Annotated in this window: 13 protein-coding genes; 12 read left to right on the top strand and 1 reads right to left on the bottom strand. The window is 74.7% G+C overall.

Features of this window, described 5'->3' with window-relative positions:
- Window positions 1–154: 154 nt before the first annotated feature.
- Genes ACF3NH_RS05170 through ACF3NH_RS05140 form a run of 7 tightly spaced genes read left to right on the top strand, consistent with a single transcriptional unit; the run spans window position 155 to window position 7859 of the window.
- The gene (locus ACF3NH_RS05170) at window positions 155–397 is read left to right on the top strand and encodes a sulfurtransferase TusA family protein (RefSeq protein ID WP_198367618.1); all 243 of its coding nucleotides are present in this window, start codon (window positions 155–157) and stop codon (window positions 395–397) included.
- Window positions 394–1323: a histone deacetylase family protein gene (locus ACF3NH_RS05165; protein WP_422922084.1), complete on the top strand. Its 930-nt coding sequence runs from the start codon at window positions 394–396 to the stop codon at window positions 1321–1323. The genes ACF3NH_RS05170 and ACF3NH_RS05165 overlap by 4 nt, the downstream gene beginning before the upstream one ends.
- Before the next feature lie 26 nt (window positions 1324–1349).
- Window positions 1350–1598, top strand: coding sequence for an exodeoxyribonuclease VII small subunit (locus ACF3NH_RS05160; protein ID WP_198367616.1), 249 nt, complete (start codon window positions 1350–1352; stop codon window positions 1596–1598).
- 4 nt (window positions 1599–1602) lie between these two features.
- Complete coding sequence (locus ACF3NH_RS05155; RefSeq protein ID WP_422922083.1) at window positions 1603–2526, top strand: polyprenyl synthetase family protein; 924 nt, start codon at window positions 1603–1605, stop codon at window positions 2524–2526.
- Window positions 2526–4496, top strand: a complete 1971-nt coding sequence (gene dxs, locus ACF3NH_RS05150; RefSeq protein WP_422922081.1) for a 1-deoxy-D-xylulose-5-phosphate synthase — start codon at window positions 2526–2528, stop codon at window positions 4494–4496. Before ACF3NH_RS05155 ends, dxs begins: the two co-directional genes overlap by 1 nt.
- Before the next feature lie 43 nt (window positions 4497–4539).
- A complete protein-coding gene (locus ACF3NH_RS05145; RefSeq protein WP_422922080.1) occupies window positions 4540–7134 on the top strand; it encodes an MMPL family transporter in 2595 nt (864 codons plus the stop codon).
- Window positions 7131–7859, top strand: a complete 729-nt coding sequence (locus ACF3NH_RS05140; protein WP_422922079.1) for an MlaA family lipoprotein — start codon at window positions 7131–7133, stop codon at window positions 7857–7859. The genes ACF3NH_RS05145 and ACF3NH_RS05140 overlap by 4 nt, the downstream gene beginning before the upstream one ends.
- A gap of 27 nt (window positions 7860–7886) precedes the next feature.
- On the opposite strand, the gene ACF3NH_RS05135 is transcribed toward ACF3NH_RS05140, so the two are convergent.
- Window positions 7887–8552, bottom strand: a complete 666-nt coding sequence (locus tag ACF3NH_RS05135; RefSeq protein WP_422922078.1) for an ABC transporter substrate-binding protein — start codon at window positions 8550–8552, stop codon at window positions 7887–7889.
- Window positions 8553–8750: 198 nt separating this feature from the next.
- Here ACF3NH_RS05135 and hpnA point away from each other — a divergent pair, with 198 nt between their 5' ends.
- The 5 genes from hpnA (at window position 8751) to shc (ending at window position 14761) form a co-directional block, all read left to right on the top strand.
- A complete protein-coding gene (gene hpnA, locus ACF3NH_RS05130) occupies window positions 8751–9794 on the top strand; it encodes a hopanoid-associated sugar epimerase (RefSeq protein WP_422922077.1) in 1044 nt (347 codons plus the stop codon).
- Entirely contained in the window at window positions 9791–10969 is a 1179-nt protein-coding gene (locus ACF3NH_RS05125; protein WP_422922076.1) for a glycosyltransferase, read from the top strand. Before hpnA ends, ACF3NH_RS05125 begins: the two co-directional genes overlap by 4 nt.
- Window positions 10966–11853, top strand: a complete 888-nt coding sequence (hpnC, locus tag ACF3NH_RS05120) for a squalene synthase HpnC (protein WP_422922075.1) — start codon at window positions 10966–10968, stop codon at window positions 11851–11853. The genes ACF3NH_RS05125 and hpnC overlap by 4 nt, the downstream gene beginning before the upstream one ends.
- Window positions 11850–12716, top strand: a complete 867-nt coding sequence (hpnD, locus tag ACF3NH_RS05115; RefSeq protein WP_422922074.1) for a presqualene diphosphate synthase HpnD — start codon at window positions 11850–11852, stop codon at window positions 12714–12716. Before hpnC ends, hpnD begins: the two co-directional genes overlap by 4 nt.
- 86 nt (window positions 12717–12802) lie before the next feature.
- Window positions 12803–14761: a squalene--hopene cyclase gene (gene shc / locus ACF3NH_RS05110; protein ID WP_198367606.1), complete on the top strand. Its 1959-nt coding sequence runs from the start codon at window positions 12803–12805 to the stop codon at window positions 14759–14761.
- Window positions 14762–14774: the final 13 nt, after the last annotated feature.

Here is a 14774-nt window from a genome sequence, read left to right as displayed (position 1 = left end):
ATCCCTTCGGCCTTATCACCGGTCGGGCGGCCTGGGGAGGAATCCCGTGTCCGGAGGATGGGCGGCGTTGACAGGGATTTGAAGGCCGGCGGAGGCGTCGGGACTTCACGCGGCGGCGCTTGCTTCCGCCCGGCTCCGGTGGTCCAGTCCCGGCATGAGCGAAACCACCCTCGACGTGCAGGGCCTGACCTGCCCCCTGCCGGTGCTGAAGGCCAACAAGGTGCTGCGCGGCCTGCCGCCCGGGGCGCGGCTGACGGTGCTCGCCTCCGACCCCGCCAGCGTGAAGGATTTCCAGGCCTATAGCCGCGAGACGGGCCATGCCCTGGTCTCCTTCAGCGAGGCGGCCGGGCTCTACCGCTTCACGCTGCGCAAGCGGGAGGATAAGGCATCCGGATGAGCCTCCTGCTCGTCACCCATCGGGCCTGCCTGGACCATTCCAACGGTCCCGACCATCCGGAATGCGCGGACCGGCTACGCGCCGTGCTGACCGCGCTGGAGGCCGAGGAGTTCGCCGGGCTGATCCGCGAGGAGGCGCCCCCCGCGACCGCCGCCCAGCTCGGCCTGGTTCACCCGCAGGACTACATCCGCGCCATCCTGGCCATCCGGCCGGCCGGGGAGGAGATCGTCCCCCTCGACGGCGACACCGGCATGAGCGCTGGCAGCGCCGAGGCCGCGCTGCGCGCCGCCGGGGCCGGGATCGCGGCGGTGGACGCGGTCTGCCGCGGCGAGGTGAAGCGCGCCTTCTGCGCCGTGCGGCCGCCCGGACACCATGCCGAGCCGCGCCGGCCGATGGGCTTCTGCCTCTTCGCCAATGCCGCCATCGCCGCCCGCCACGCCCAGGCCGCGCATGGTGTGGAGCGCGTCGCCATCCTGGATTTCGACGTGCATCACGGCAATGGAACGCAATCGGCGGTGGCGGAGGACCCCAGCATTCTCTTCGCCTCCAGCCACCAGTTCCCCTGCTATCCCGGCAGCGGCGCGGAGGGGGAACGCGGCGTGGGGAACGTCTTCAACGCCGAGCTGGCGCCGGGTTCGGACGGTGCCGCCTTCCGCGCCGCCTGGGCGGAACGGCTGCTGCCGGCGGTGGACGCCTTCCGGCCCGGGCTGATCGTGATCTCCGCCGGCTTCGACGCCCATGCCCGCGATCCGCTGGCGCAACTCCGCGTCCGCGAGGCCGATTTCGCCTGGCTGACCGGGGAAATCTGCCGCCTCGCCGACCGCCATGCCGGTGGGCGGGTCGTCTCGACGCTCGAAGGCGGCTATGATCTGCCGGCGCTGGCCTCCTGCACCGCCGGCCACCTGCGTGCGTTGATGCACGACTGACACCAGTACCCCGAGGTTCCTGCCCCATGTCCGATACGTCGTCTGAGCCGCCGGAGGTCGCCTCCCTGTCCTTCGAGGCCGCCCTGGCCGAGCTGGATGCCATCGTGAAGCGGTTGGAGGGCGGTCAGGCGAGGCTGGAGGAAGCCATCGCCGATTACGAGCGCGGCGCCGCCCTGCGCCGCCATTGCGAGGCCCGGCTGGCCGAGGCGGAGCAGAAGGTGCAGGCCATCGTCGCCGGGCCGAACGGCGCCGCCAGCCTGCGCGACATGGCCTGAGCCCATGTCCTCCGGTCTCTCCGCACCCAATGTCGCCGCCGGCCTGCCCGCGCTCCTGAAGGCCGCCGCCACCGAGATCGAGCACGCGCTGGACACGCTGCTACCGGCCGAGGAGGGGGCGGAGGCCCGCCTCTATGCCGCCATGCGCTATGCCGCGCTCGGCGGCGGCAAACGGATGCGCGGCTTCCTGGTGCTGGAGGGGGCGGCGCAGTTCGGCGTCTCGCGCACCTCGGCGCTGCGCGTCGCCGCCGCCATCGAGATGCTGCACGCCTATTCCCTGGTGCATGACGACCTGCCGGCGATGGACGACGACGACCTGCGCCGCGGCAAGCCCACCACCCACCGCGCCTTCGACGAGGCCACCGCCATCCTGGCCGGCGACGCGCTGCAGGCGCAGGCCTTCGCCGTGCTGGCGCATGAGGACACGCATTCCGACCCCGCCGTGCGCGCCGAGCTCTGCCTGCGCCTGGCCCAGGCCGCCGGCCCGCGCGGCATGTGCGGCGGCCAGATGCTGGACATGCTGGCCGAGGAGAGCCAGGAGCCACCGAGCGAGGCCGCGATCGGCCGGCTGCAGCTGCTGAAGACCGGCAAGCTGATCGAGGTCTCGGCCGAGGCCGGGGCCATCCTCGGCAAGGCGCCGCCGCAGCAGCGGCACGCCCTCTGCGCCTATGGGCGGGAGCTCGGCGCCGCCTTCCAGATCGCCGACGACATCCTGGACGCGACGGCCAGCGCCGAGGAGGCCGGCAAGGCCACCGGCAAGGACGCGGCGGCGGGCAAGGCGACGCTGGTCGGCCTGCTCGGCCTCGACCGCGCCCGCGCCCAGGCCGAGCGCCTGGCCGACCAGGCGCGGGCGCATCTCGACAGCTTCGGCGAGCGCGCCGATTCCCTGCGCTCGCTGGCCAGCTACACCATCGCCCGGAGGTCGTGATGACGAAAGCCCCGGCTTCCCCCGCCGCTCCCGCCGCGAACCAGCCGCCGAAGACGCCGCTGCTGGACCGCGTGCGGGTGCCCGCGGACCTGAAGAACTTCTCGGCCGATCAGCTCCGCCAGGTCGCCGACGAGCTGCGCGCCGAGACCATCCACGCGGTCAGCCAGACGGGCGGCCATCTCGGTGCCAGCCTCGGCGTGGTCGAGCTGACGGTCGCCATCCATGCCATCTTCGACACGCCGCGCGACCGGCTGCTCTGGGATGTCGGCCACCAGGCCTATCCGCACAAGATCCTGACCGGGCGGCGCGACCGCATCCGCACCCTGCGCCAGGGCGGCGGCCTCTCCGGCTTCACCCGCCGCAGCGAGAGCGAATACGATCCCTTCGGCGCGGCGCATTCCTCGACGTCGATCTCCGCCGGCCTCGGCATGGCGGTGGCGCGCGACCTCAAGCGCAAGGGCGGCCAGCGCGACGACCGCCACGTCATCGCGGTGATCGGTGACGGCGCCATGAGCGCCGGCATGGCCTACGAGGCGATGAACAATGCCGGGGCGATCAAGTCCCGCCTGATCGTGGTGCTGAACGACAACGACATGTCGATCGCGCCGCCGGTCGGCGCCATGTCCGCCTATCTGTCGCGGCTGATCTCGTCGCGCCCCTTCCTCAGCCTGCGCGAGGTGATGGCCAAGCTGGCCCGCCGCTTCCCCGCGCCGCTCGAGCGCGCCGCCCGCCGCGCCGACGAGTTCGCCCGCGGCATGCTGACCGGCGGCACCCTCTTCGAGGAGATGGGCTTCTACTATGTCGGCCCGATCGACGGGCACAACATGGACCACCTGCTGCCGCTGCTGCGCAACCTGCGCGATGCGGAGGAGGGCGCGCCGGTGCTGCTGCACGTGGTGACGCAGAAGGGCAAGGGCTACGCCCCGGCCGAGGCGGCCAGCGACAAGTACCACGCCGTCTCCAAGTTCAACGTCGTCACCGGCACCCAGGCCAAGGCGCCGCCCGGCCCACCGACCTATACCAAGGTCTTCGCGCAGTCGCTGATCGCCGAGGCCGAGGCGGACGAGCGCATCCTGGCGATCACCGCCGCCATGCCCTCCGGCACCGGGCTCGACCTGTTCGAGAAGCGCTTCCCGCGCCGCACCTTCGATGTCGGCATCGCCGAGCAGCACGCCGTCACCTTCGCCGCCGGCCTGGCGACGGAGGGCATGAAGCCCTTCTGCGCCATCTACTCGACCTTCCTGCAGCGCGCCTACGACCAGGTGGTGCACGACGTGGCGCTGCAGAACCTGCCGGTGCGCTTCGCGCTCGACCGCGCCGGGCTGGTCGGCGCCGATGGCGCGACCCATGCCGGGGCCTATGACATCGCCTATCTCGGCTGCATCCCGCAGATGGTGCTGATGGCCTCGGCCGACGAGGTGGAGCTGGCGCACATGGTCGCCACCGCCGCCGCCTTCGACGAGGGGCCGATCGCCCTGCGCTTCCCGCGCGGCGAGGGCTTCGGGCTGGAGCCGGTGCCGGCGCGCGGCACGCCGATGGAGATCGGCCGTGGCCGCGTGCTGCGCGAGGGCGGCAAGCTGGCCATCCTGAGCTATGGCGCGCGGTTGCAGGAATGCCTGAGGGCGGCGGAGGATCTGGCCGCGCGCGGGCTGCCCTGCACCGTCGCCGATGCCCGCTTCGCCAAGCCGCTGGACACCGTGCTGGTCGAGCGCCTGGCGCGCGGGCACGAGGTGCTGATCACCATCGAGGAAGGCTCCATCTGCGGCTTCGGGGCGCTGGTGATGCAGCACCTGGCCTGGCGCGGCCTGCTCGATGGCGGGCTGCGCATCCGGCCGATGGCCCTGCCGGATGCCTTCATCGATCATGACAGCCCGAAGAAGCAGTATGAGGGCGTCGGCCTCGCCGCGCGCGACATCGTCGAGACCGCACTCCGGGCGCTGGGCGAGGATCAGGCGGCGGCGCGGGCCTGAGCGCCCCGCCGCGCATCGCATCCGCAGCTGAGGCTTTCCCGCCTTGAGGCACTCCCGCCCCGCCCGGGCCTCGCGCATCGGCCGCGTCGTCGCCGCCAGCGCGCGGCACCCGTGGCTCGTGCTCCTGGCCGCCGTCCTGCTGGCCCTGGCGGCCGCCGCCTATGCCGCGCGGCATTTCGCGCTGACCGCCGACACGGCCGAGCTGATCTCGACCGACCTCGACTGGCGCCAGCGCGAGCTGGACTATGCCGCCGCCTTCCCGCAGCTGCAGAACCTCGTCGTCGTGGTGATCGACGGCGCCACGCCGGAGCTGGCGGAGGCGGCGGCGCGCCGGCTGGAGCCTGCCCTGCGGCGGAACGCGCTGCTGGCCAGCGTCCGCGATCCGGAGGGCGATGACTTCTTCGTCCGCAACGGCGTGCTGCTGCTGCCCCTGCCGGAGGTCGAGGCGGCGATGCAGGGGCTGATCCGGGCCCAGCCCTTCCTCGGGCCGCTGGCGGCGGACCCCACGCTGCACGGCGTGGCCGGCCTGGTCGCCACGCTGGCCCAGGGCCTGCAGCAGGGCGGGATGCCGCAAGGGGCGGCGCTTCCGCTCCTCCGGCGCCTCGCCGCCGCCTTCGAGTCGGTGCTGGCGGGGCGGCCGGCCTTCTTCTCCTGGCGCGCCCTGCTCGACCAAGCGCCGCCCGGCCCGCGCCAGACGCGGCGGGTGCTGCTGGTGCAGCCGGTGCTGGACTATGCGGCGCTGCAGCCCGGCGCCGCGGCGACGGCGGCGATCCGCGACACGGCGCGCGACCTCGGCATCGACGCCGCGCACGGGCTGAGCCTGCGCCTGACCGGCCCGGTCCCGATGGCCGACGAGGAGTTCGCGACCCTCGCCGAGGATGCCTGGCTGCTCACCGGCACCATGCTGGCGGCGCTGGTCGGCATCCTCTGGCTGGCGGTGCGCTCCATCCGCATCGCCGCCGCCATCCTGGGAACCACCCTGCTCGGGCTGGTGATCACCGCCGGGCTCGGCCTGCTGGCGGCGGGGCGCTTCAACCTGATCTCGGTCGCCTTCATCCCCCTCTTCGTCGGGCTGGGGATCGATTTCAGCATCCAGTTCAGCGTCCGCTACCGCGCCGAGCGGCTCGGCCACGCCCGGGACGAGGCGGCGCTGGCGGCGGCGGGGCGCGGCGTGGGCCGCGCGCTGCTGCTCTCGGCGGCCGCCATCGGCGCCGGCTTCTTCGCCTTCCTGCCGACCAGCTACATCGGCCTGGCCGAGCTGGGCCTCATCGCCGGTCTCGGCATGATGATCGCCTTCGCGCTCAGCATCACCCTGCTGCCGGCCCTGCTGGTGCTGCTGCGGCCGCGCCGTGCCGGGCGGGCGGAGGCGGGCTTCGCCAGCCTGGCGCCGGTCGAGGCCTTCCTGCGCCGCCGGCGCCGTGGCGTGCTGGGCGCGGCCCTGGCCCTCGCCGCGCTGTCCCTCGCCCTGCTGCCCCTGCTGCGCTTCGATTTCAACCCGCTGCACCTGCGCAGCGAGCGGGTAGAATCCATGGCGACCCTGCGCGACCTGGAAGCCGACCCGGACCGCACGCCGAACACGATCAGCGTCCTGCGCCCCTCGCTGGCCGAGGCCCGGGCGCTGGGCGAGCGGCTGGCGCGGCTGCCCGAGGTGTCCCGCACCCTGACGCTGGCCGACTTCGTGCCGGCGCGGCAGGACGAGAAGCTGGCGTTGATCGCGGATGCGGCGATGTTCCTGGGGCCAGCGCTGGAGGCCCCGCCGGTGCCGCCGGCGACGGATGCGGCCCTGCGGGCGCGCCTGGAATCGGCCGCGGCGGCCTTGCGGCGGGGAGAGGCCAGTGGCGAGGCGGGCGAGGCCGCGCGCCGCCTCGCCGCCGCGCTGGAGCGCCTGGCGGCGGCCACGCCCGAGATGCGCGGGCGGGCGGAGGCGGCGGTGGCCGGACCGCTGCCCCTCCTGCTGGATCAGATCCGCGGCCTGCTGCAGGCGGGGCCGGTGACGGTGGAAAGCCTGCCGCCCGCCCTGGCCGCCGACTGGATCGCCCGCGACGGGCGCTACCGCGTGGAGGCCCACCCCCGGCCCGGGGTGGAGGACAATGCCGCGCTGATCGCCTTCTCCGACGCGGTCCAGCGCGTCGCGCCGGATGCGACGGGGGTGCCGATCTCGATCCGCGAGGCGGGGGCCAGCATCGTCACGGCCTTCCTCCAGGCCGGGCTCTTCTCCGCCCTGGCGGTGGTGGCGCTGCTGGCGCTGGCGCTGCGGCGCGCGCGCGACGTGACACTGACCATGCTGCCGGTGCTGCTGAGCGGGCTGCTGACCTTCGCCACCTGCGCGGCGCTCGGCCTGCCGCTGAACTTCGCCAACATCATCGCCCTGCCGCTGCTCTTCGGCGTGGGCGTGGCCTTCAACATCTATTTCGTCATGGCCTGGCGCGCCGGCGAGACCGACCTGCTGCAATCGAGCCTGACCCGGGCGGTGGTGTTCAGCGCCCTCACCACGGCGGTCGCCTTCGGCGCGCTCTGGCTGTCGAGCCATCCCGGCACCGCCAGCATGGGGCGGCTGCTGATGATCTCGCTCGGCTGGGAGCTGCTCGTCACCCTCTTCGTCCGCCCGGCGCTGCTGGCCCGGCCGCCCGCCGCATGAGGGCCGGCGCCGCGCTGCTGCTGCTCGGCCTCGGCGCCTGCGCCGCCGGCGGCACCGGGGGCGATCCGCTGGAGGCGACGAACCGTCGGGTCTTCGCGGTCAACGAGGCGGTGGACCGCGCGGCGATCCTACCCCTGGCCGAGGGCTACCGCGCCGTCACGCCGGCGCCGGTCCGGCAGGCGGTGCACAACGCGCTCGGAAACCTGCAGGAGCCGCGTGTCTTCGTGAACACGCTGCTGCAGGCGCGCCTCGCCGATGCCGGCCACACGGCGATGCGCTTCGTCCTCAATTCCACGCTGGGCCTGGTGGGGCTGTTCGAGGTCGCGGCGCCGCTCGGCCTGCCGCGGCGCCAGGGCGATTTCGGGCAGACCCTGCACAGCTGGGGGATAGGCGACGGACCCTATCTGATGCTGCCGCTGCTCGGCCCCTCGAACGCGCGTGACGCGGTGGGGCAGGCGGGCGATGTGCTGACCAATCCGCTGAACTGGCTGGTGCCGCTGGAATGGACCCTGGCGCGCGGTGGCGCCGAGGGGCTCGATCAGCGCGAGCGCAACATCGAGGCGCTGCGGGAGGTGCGCGAAGGCTCGCTCGACCCCTATGCCCGGCTGCGCAGCCTGTGGCAGCAGAACCGCGCCGCCGAACTCGGCGGGGATGGCGCAGGCGAGGGGGCGATGCCGGCGGTGCTGGACGATCCCGGGCTGGACGATCCCGGCGCCGCGCCTTGACGGCGCCGCCGGGGAGGCGGATCCGTTCTACCCGCCCAGCATCCGCGCCGTGCGGGCGCGCAGCTCCGCCGCCAGCCGGTCGGGTCCGCCCTCGGCCAGCAGGGCGCCGAATTCCGAGCGGCGGGAGGCCAGCTCGCTGATGCTGCCGGTGAGATAGACATCGACGATGCGCCAGCCGCCGCCGGATTCGCGCATCAGGTAGCCCAGCTCCACCGGCGCCTCGCGCGGGCGGTCGATGCGGGTGCGCAGCATGCGGTCGCCATTGCGCAGCGCGCTCTCGCCCAGGACCGAGAAGCTTTCGCCCGACCAGCCGTTGAAGCGGCTGGCATAGGTCGCCACCGACCAGTCCGAGAAGGCCTCGGTCAGCGCCGCCTGCTGCGCCGGGGTCATGCGGCTCCAGCCCGGCCCGATGGCGATGCGGGTCATCGCCGGCAGGTCGAAGGCCGCCTCCATCGCCGGCTTCAGCCGGGCCTGGCGGCCCCGCGGGCCCAGCCGGTCGGCCTGCCGCATCACCTCCAGCAGGGCGGCGTGATAGCGCTCGACCACCGCCGCCGGCGATCCTCCCTGCGCCAGGGCCGGCCGGGCCAGGGGCGGGGCCAGGGCCAGGGCCAGGGCCAGGCCCGGCGCGGCGGCCAGCAGCCCCCGGCGGCCAGGGGCGGGGCCGGGAGACATCGGCGGGGCGCGGCGCGGCATGGGCGATCCTTCCGGCGGTCGGGTGGGTTCCCGCCCAGGTGGCGCGGCCGGCCGGCGGCCGCAAGCCGGGCGGCTCGATTGACGAAAGCGGTGGCATGCCGTTTAGAGGTCCTGTCGCGCCTCGCGCCGCCAAGGGGCGACCGGGGGGCGACCCGCCCGCGGCGGCGAAGGCCCTGAAGGCGCCGGAGGTCCGACACGATGCATGCCCCCCCCGCGCCCAACCCTGCCAACCCCATTCTTCTCGCGCCCGGCGACACGGTGCTGGTCACCGGGGCGACCGGCTTCCTCGGCTCGGCGGTGCTGCGCGCGGTGGCCGCGCGGGGCGTCCGGCCCCGCGTCCTGGCCCGCCCCGGCAGCCCGCGGGCCAATCTCGATCAGGTCGATTGCGAGGTGGTGCTGGGCGACCTGGGCGATCCGGCCTCCCTCGCCGCGGCGCTGCGCGGCGTGCGCCACCTGTTCCATGTCGCCGCCGACTACCGCCTCTGGGCACGCGACCCGGCGGAGATCCTGCGCGCCAATGTCGAGGGCACCGGCCACCTGATGCGGATGGCGCTGGCGGCGGGCGTGGAGCGGATCGTCCATACCAGCAGCGTGGCGGCGCTGAAGGTGGCGGGCGCGGCCGCGCCGGTGGACGAGACGGCGCCGCTCCGGCCGGAGGAGGCGATCGGCGCCTACAAGCGCAGCAAGACCCTGGCCGAGCGGCTGGTCGAGACCATGGTGGCGCGGGACGGCCTGCCGGCGGTCATCGTCAATCCCTCCACGCCGATCGGGCCGCGCGACATCCGGCCGACGCCGACCGGCCGCATCATCCTCGACGCCGCGCGCGGGCGCATTCCCGCCTTCGTGGACACCGGGCTGAACTTCGCCCATGTCGACGATATCGCCGAGGGGCACGTGCTGGCGCTGGAGCGGGGGCGGATCGGCGAGCGCTACATCCTGGGCGGCGAGAACCTGTCGCTGCGCGAGTTCCTGGCGGGCGTCGCCGGCCTCACCGGGCGGCGTGCGCCGCGCATCGGCCTGCCGCGCGCGCCGCTCTACCCGCTGGCCCTCGGCGCCGAGGCCATGGCGCGGCTGACCGGCCGGGAGCCGCTGCTGACCCTGGACGGGCTGCGCATGTCGCGCCACCGCATGTTCTTCACCTCGGCCCGGGCGGAGCGGGAGCTGGGCTACCGCCATCGCCCGTGGCGGCAGGGCGTGGCCGATGCCCTGGCCTGGTTCCGCGCCGCCGGCTACCTCGCATGAGCCCCGCCCTCCTCCTCGGCCTGCTGAGCCTGGCGATCTGGATCGGGCTGCTGCTGGCGCGCGGCGGCTTCTGGCGGGCGCGTCAGCGCGACGACCGTGGCGCCGCCGCGCCGCCGCCCGCCTCCTGGCCCGGGGTTGTCGCCGTGGTGCCGGCGCGGGACGAGGCGGATGTCATCGCGCGCGCGGTGGCGGGCCTGCTGCGGCAGGACTACCCGGGACCGTTCCGGGTGGTGCTGGTCGATGACGGCAGCAGCGACGGCACGGCGGCGGTGGCGCGGCAGGCGGCGGCGGCCACGCCCCGGCCGGAGCGGCTCGTCCTGATCGGGGGCGCGCCGCCGCCGCCGGGCTGGACCGGCAAGATCTGGGCCCAGCACCAGGGAATCGCCCAGGGCGTCATGAGGGGCATCGCGGAGACCGGGGAGGCGCCGCGCTATCTCTGGCTGACCGATGCCGATATCGGCCATGCGCCCGACACGCTGCGCGCCCTGGTGGCGCGGGCGGAGCGGGACGGGTTGAGCCTGGTGTCGCTGATGGCGCGGCTGTCCTGCGTCACCCCGGCCGAGCGCTTCCTGATCCCGGCCTTCGTCTTCTTCTTCCAGATGCTCTACCCCTTCGAATGGGTCTCGCGGCCCGGCCGGGTGGCGGCGGCGGCGGGCGGCTGCATGCTGGTGCGGCGCGAGGCGCTGGAGCGCGCGGGCGGCATCGCCGCCATCCGGGGCGAGATCATCGACGACTGCGCGCTCGGCCGGGCGCTGAAGCGGCAGGGGCCCATCTGGCTCGGCCTGACCGACCGCGCGCGCAGCCTCCGCCCCTATGGCGGCATCGGCGAGATCGGGCGGATGGTATCGCGCTCGGCCTATGCCCAACTCGGCTATTCGCCTTGGCTGCTGGCGGCTACGCTGCTCGGCATGGTGCTCACCTATCTGGCGCCGCCGCTGCTGGCGCTGGCCGGGGCGGGGCTGCCCCGCCTGCTGGGCCTGGCCGCCTGGCTGCTCATGGCCCTCGCCTTCCAGCCGATGCTGCGCTTCTACCGCGTCTCGCCGCTCTGGGGCCTGGCCCTGCCGGCGATCGGCGCCGCCTACGCGCTCTTCACCCTGCGATCGGCGATCGACGTCTGGCGCGGCCGGGGCGGCCTGTGGAAGGGGCGGGCGCAGGCCATGGCGGGGCGGGCATGAGCGGCGGCGGCGACTTCGCCTCGGGCAAGGGCAGCGGGGACGAGAACTTCCCCGTCGCCTCCCGGCTGGTGCGGCCGGAGCTGCGCCCGGCGATCCTGGCCTTCTACCGCTTCGCCCGCGCCGCCGACGACATCGCCGACCACCCGGAGGCGGGGGAGGCGGAGAAGCTCGCCGCGCTGGCGCGGATGGAGGCCGGGCTGAGGGGCGAGGAGGCCGCGAGCCCCGAGGGCGCGGCGCTGCGGCGGGCGCTGGCGCCGCGCGGCCTCTCCCCGCAGCACGCGCTGGATCTGCTGGTGGCCTTCCGCCGCGACGTGACGCAGCGGCGCTACGCGGACTGGGCGGAGCTGATGGACTACTGCCGCTGGTCCGCCGCGCCCGTCGGGCGCTTCGTGCTCGATCTGCACGGCGAGTCGCGCCACCTCTGGCCGGCCAACGACGCGCTCTGCGCCGCGCTCCAGGTCATCAACCACCTGCAGGATTGCGGCAAGGATTACCGGACGCTGGACCGCGTCTACCTGCCGGCCGATGCCCTGGCGGCGGCGGGCGCGCCGGTCGGGGATCTCGCGCTGGCCCAGGCCAGCCCGGCGCTGCGCCTGGCCCTCGCCGGGCTGGCGGAGCGCGCGCAGGGCCTGCTGGCCGGCGCGCGCGGCTTCGCCGCCGGCATCGCCGACCGGCGGCTGGCGCTGGAGGTGGGTGTCATCCAGACCCTGGCGGAGGATCTGGCCGCGCGGCTGCGGCGGCGCGATCCGCTGGGCGAGCGGGTGCATCACCGCAAGGCCGAGGCCGCGGCCCTCGCCGCCCGTGGCGCGCTCGGCGTGCTGGCGGGGCGCCTGGCGCGGCGGCTGGGCCCCGCCCTCCCCGGCCCGCGGGCGCGGCCCGAATGAGCGCCGGGGGCGGTGCCCTGCCGCTGCAGGCGGTGCCGGAGGCCGAGGCGTTGCGCGCCCAGGTCAGCGGCAGCTCCTTCTACGCCGCCATGCGGCTGATGCCCCGGCGCGAGCGCGAGGCGATGTTCGCCATCTACGCCTTCTGCCGGCAGGTGGACGACATCGCCGATGACGGCACCCGCCCGCGCGCCCTCCGCGCCAGGGAGCTCGACCGCTGGCGCGCCGATCTGGCGGCGCTCTACGCAGGGGCGCCGGCGGGGCGCGCCGCCTTCCTGACCCCGGCGGTGCGCGACTTCGGGCTGCGGCAGGCCGACTTCCTGGCGGTGATCGATGGCATGGCGATGGATGTCGAGGCCGATCTCCGCGCCCCGGACGAGGCCACGCTCGACCTCTACTGCGACCGCGTGGCCAGCGCCGTCGGCCGCCTCTCCACCCGCGTCTTCGGCATGGAGGAGGCGCCGGGCCTGGCCCTGGCGCGGGATCTCGGCCGGGCGCTGCAGCTCACCAATATCCTGCGCGACCTCGACGAGGACGCCGCCATCGGCCGCCTCTACCTGCCGGCCGAGCTTCTGCGGCAGGCGGGTATCGAGTCGGACGACCCCGCCACGGTGCTCGCCGATGCCCGGGTGGAGGCCGCTTGCCGCGTCCTCGCCGGGCGCGCCGAAGCGTATTTCGCCGCCGCCGACCGGCTGCTGCGCGGCCGCCCGCGCGGCCGGCTGCTGGCGCCGCGGCTGATGCAGGCGGTCTACAGCGCCCTGCTGCGGGACATGCGCGCCGCCGGCTGGGCGCCGCCGCGCCGCCGCGTCCGCATCGGCAAGCCGCGCCTGCTCGCGCTGGTGGCGCGCTGCTGGCTGATGCGGTGACGCGTGCGGAATGACCCGGGCTTGATCGCCAGGCGTGGGCTTCGCCGCTTGCCCGGCGGCGCACAGGGGCGGAGAATGGCGGCACCATGAACGACGCCGTCTTTGCATGTGCCGCCGCCCGGGAGCCGGATGCGCTGGAGGCGGAGATCCAGGACGCGGCGGAGGCCCTGCTGCGGCAGCAGCGCGCCGATGGCCACTGGATCTTCGAGCTGGAGGCCGATGCCACCATCCCCTCGGAGTACGTCCTGCTGCGCCACTACCTCGGCGAGGCGGAGGATCGTGATCTCGAGCGCCGCATCGGCAACTACCTTCGCCGCATCCAGGGCGAGGATGGCGGCTGGCCGCTGTTCCATGGCGGGGCGTTCGATGTCAGCGCCTCGGTGAAGGCCTATTTCTGCCTGAAGATGATCGGCGACAGCCCGGAGGCGCCGCACATGGCGCGCGCGCGCGCGGCGATCCTCGCCGCCGGGGGCGCCGGGGCCAGCAATGTCTTCACCCATATCCTGCTGGCGCAGTACGGCGAGATCCCGTGGTCGCGCGTGCCGGTCATGCCGGTCGAGCTGATCCTGGCGCCACGCTGGTTCCCGGTTCACCTCTCGCGCATGTCCTACTGGGCGCGCACCGTCGTCGCGCCGCTGCTGGTGCTGGCGGCGCTGCGCCGGAAGGCGCGCAATCCCCGCGGCGTGCATGTGCCGGAGCTCTTCGCCGAGGGGCGGGCGGCGCGGCGCTGGGTGGCGGAGCACCAGCACCGGGGCTGGGCGCTGTTCTTCAACGGGCTCGACCGCGCGCTGCGCTCGGCCGAGCCGCTCTGGCCCCGGGTGCTGCGCCGCCGGGCCATCGCCCGCTGCCTGGACTTCGTGCGCGAGCGACTGAACGGCGAGGACGGGCTGGGCGCCATCTACCCCGCCATGGCCAACGCGGTGATGATGTACGACGCGCTGGGCTATCCGCCGGAGCACCCCGAGCGCGCCACCGCCCGCCGCGCCATCGAGAAGCTGCTCGTGATCCGCGGGGAGGAGGCCTATTGCCAGCCCTGCGTCTCGCCGGTCTGGGACACCGCCCTGGCCAGCCACGCGCTGATGGAGGTCGGCGGCCCGGCCGCCGAGGCCGCCGCCACGCGGGGCCTCGCCTGGCTGAAGCCGCTGCAGGAGCTGGAGGTGAGGGGGGACTGGGCCGAGCGGAGGCCGGGGGTCCGGCCCGGCGGCTGGGCCTTCCAGTACCGCAACGCCCATTATCCCGACCTCGACGACACCGCCGTGGTCGTCATGGCGCTCGACCGGGCCCGCCGGCGGGACGGCACGGCGGCGCATGACACGGCGATCGAGCGCGCCGTCGAGTGGACGGCGGGGCTGCAGAGCCGCAATGGCGGCTGGGGCGCCTTCGATGCCGACAACACGCACCACCACCTGAACAACATCCCCTTCGCCGACCACGGCGCCCTGCTCGACCCGCCCACGGCCGATGTCACCGCCCGCTGCGTCAGCATGCTGGCGCAACTCGGCGAGCCGGCCGACAGCCCGCGGATGCGCGCCGCCCTGGCCTGCCTGGAGGGCGAGCAGGAGGCGGATGGCAGCTGGTTCGGGCGCTGGGGCGTGAACTACATCTACGGCACCTGGTCGGCGCTCTGCGCCCTGAACGCCGCCGGCCTGGCGCCGGAGGCCGCGCCCGTGCGGCGCGCGGCGGACTGGCTGGCCGCCATCCAGAATCCGGATGGCGGCTGGGGCGAGGATTGCCGCAGCTACAGGCTGGACTATCGGGGCTACGAGCCGGCGCCCTCGGCGGCCTCGCAGACGGCCTGGGCCCTGCTGGGCCTGATGGCGGCGGGGCGGGTGGACGATCCGGCGGTGGCGCGCGGCATCGGCTGGCTGCAGCGGAACCGCGACGCCGGCGGGCTCTGGCCGGAGGAGAGCTACACCGGCGGCGGCTTTCCGCGGGTCTTCTACCTGCGCTACCACGGCTACCCGAAGTTCTTCCCCCTCTGGGCCCTGGCGCGCTACCGCAACCTGCGCGGCAGCAACACGCGGCGCGTGGCGCAGGGCATGTAGGGGCGCGCCCGCG

The sequence above is a fragment of the Pseudoroseomonas sp. WGS1072 genome (assembly GCF_049340465.1).
GTDB lineage: Bacteria > Pseudomonadota > Alphaproteobacteria > Acetobacterales > Acetobacteraceae > Pseudoroseomonas.
The sequence above is the reverse complement of the archived record's forward strand: the minus strand, read 5'-3'. Positions and strand labels throughout refer to the sequence as shown.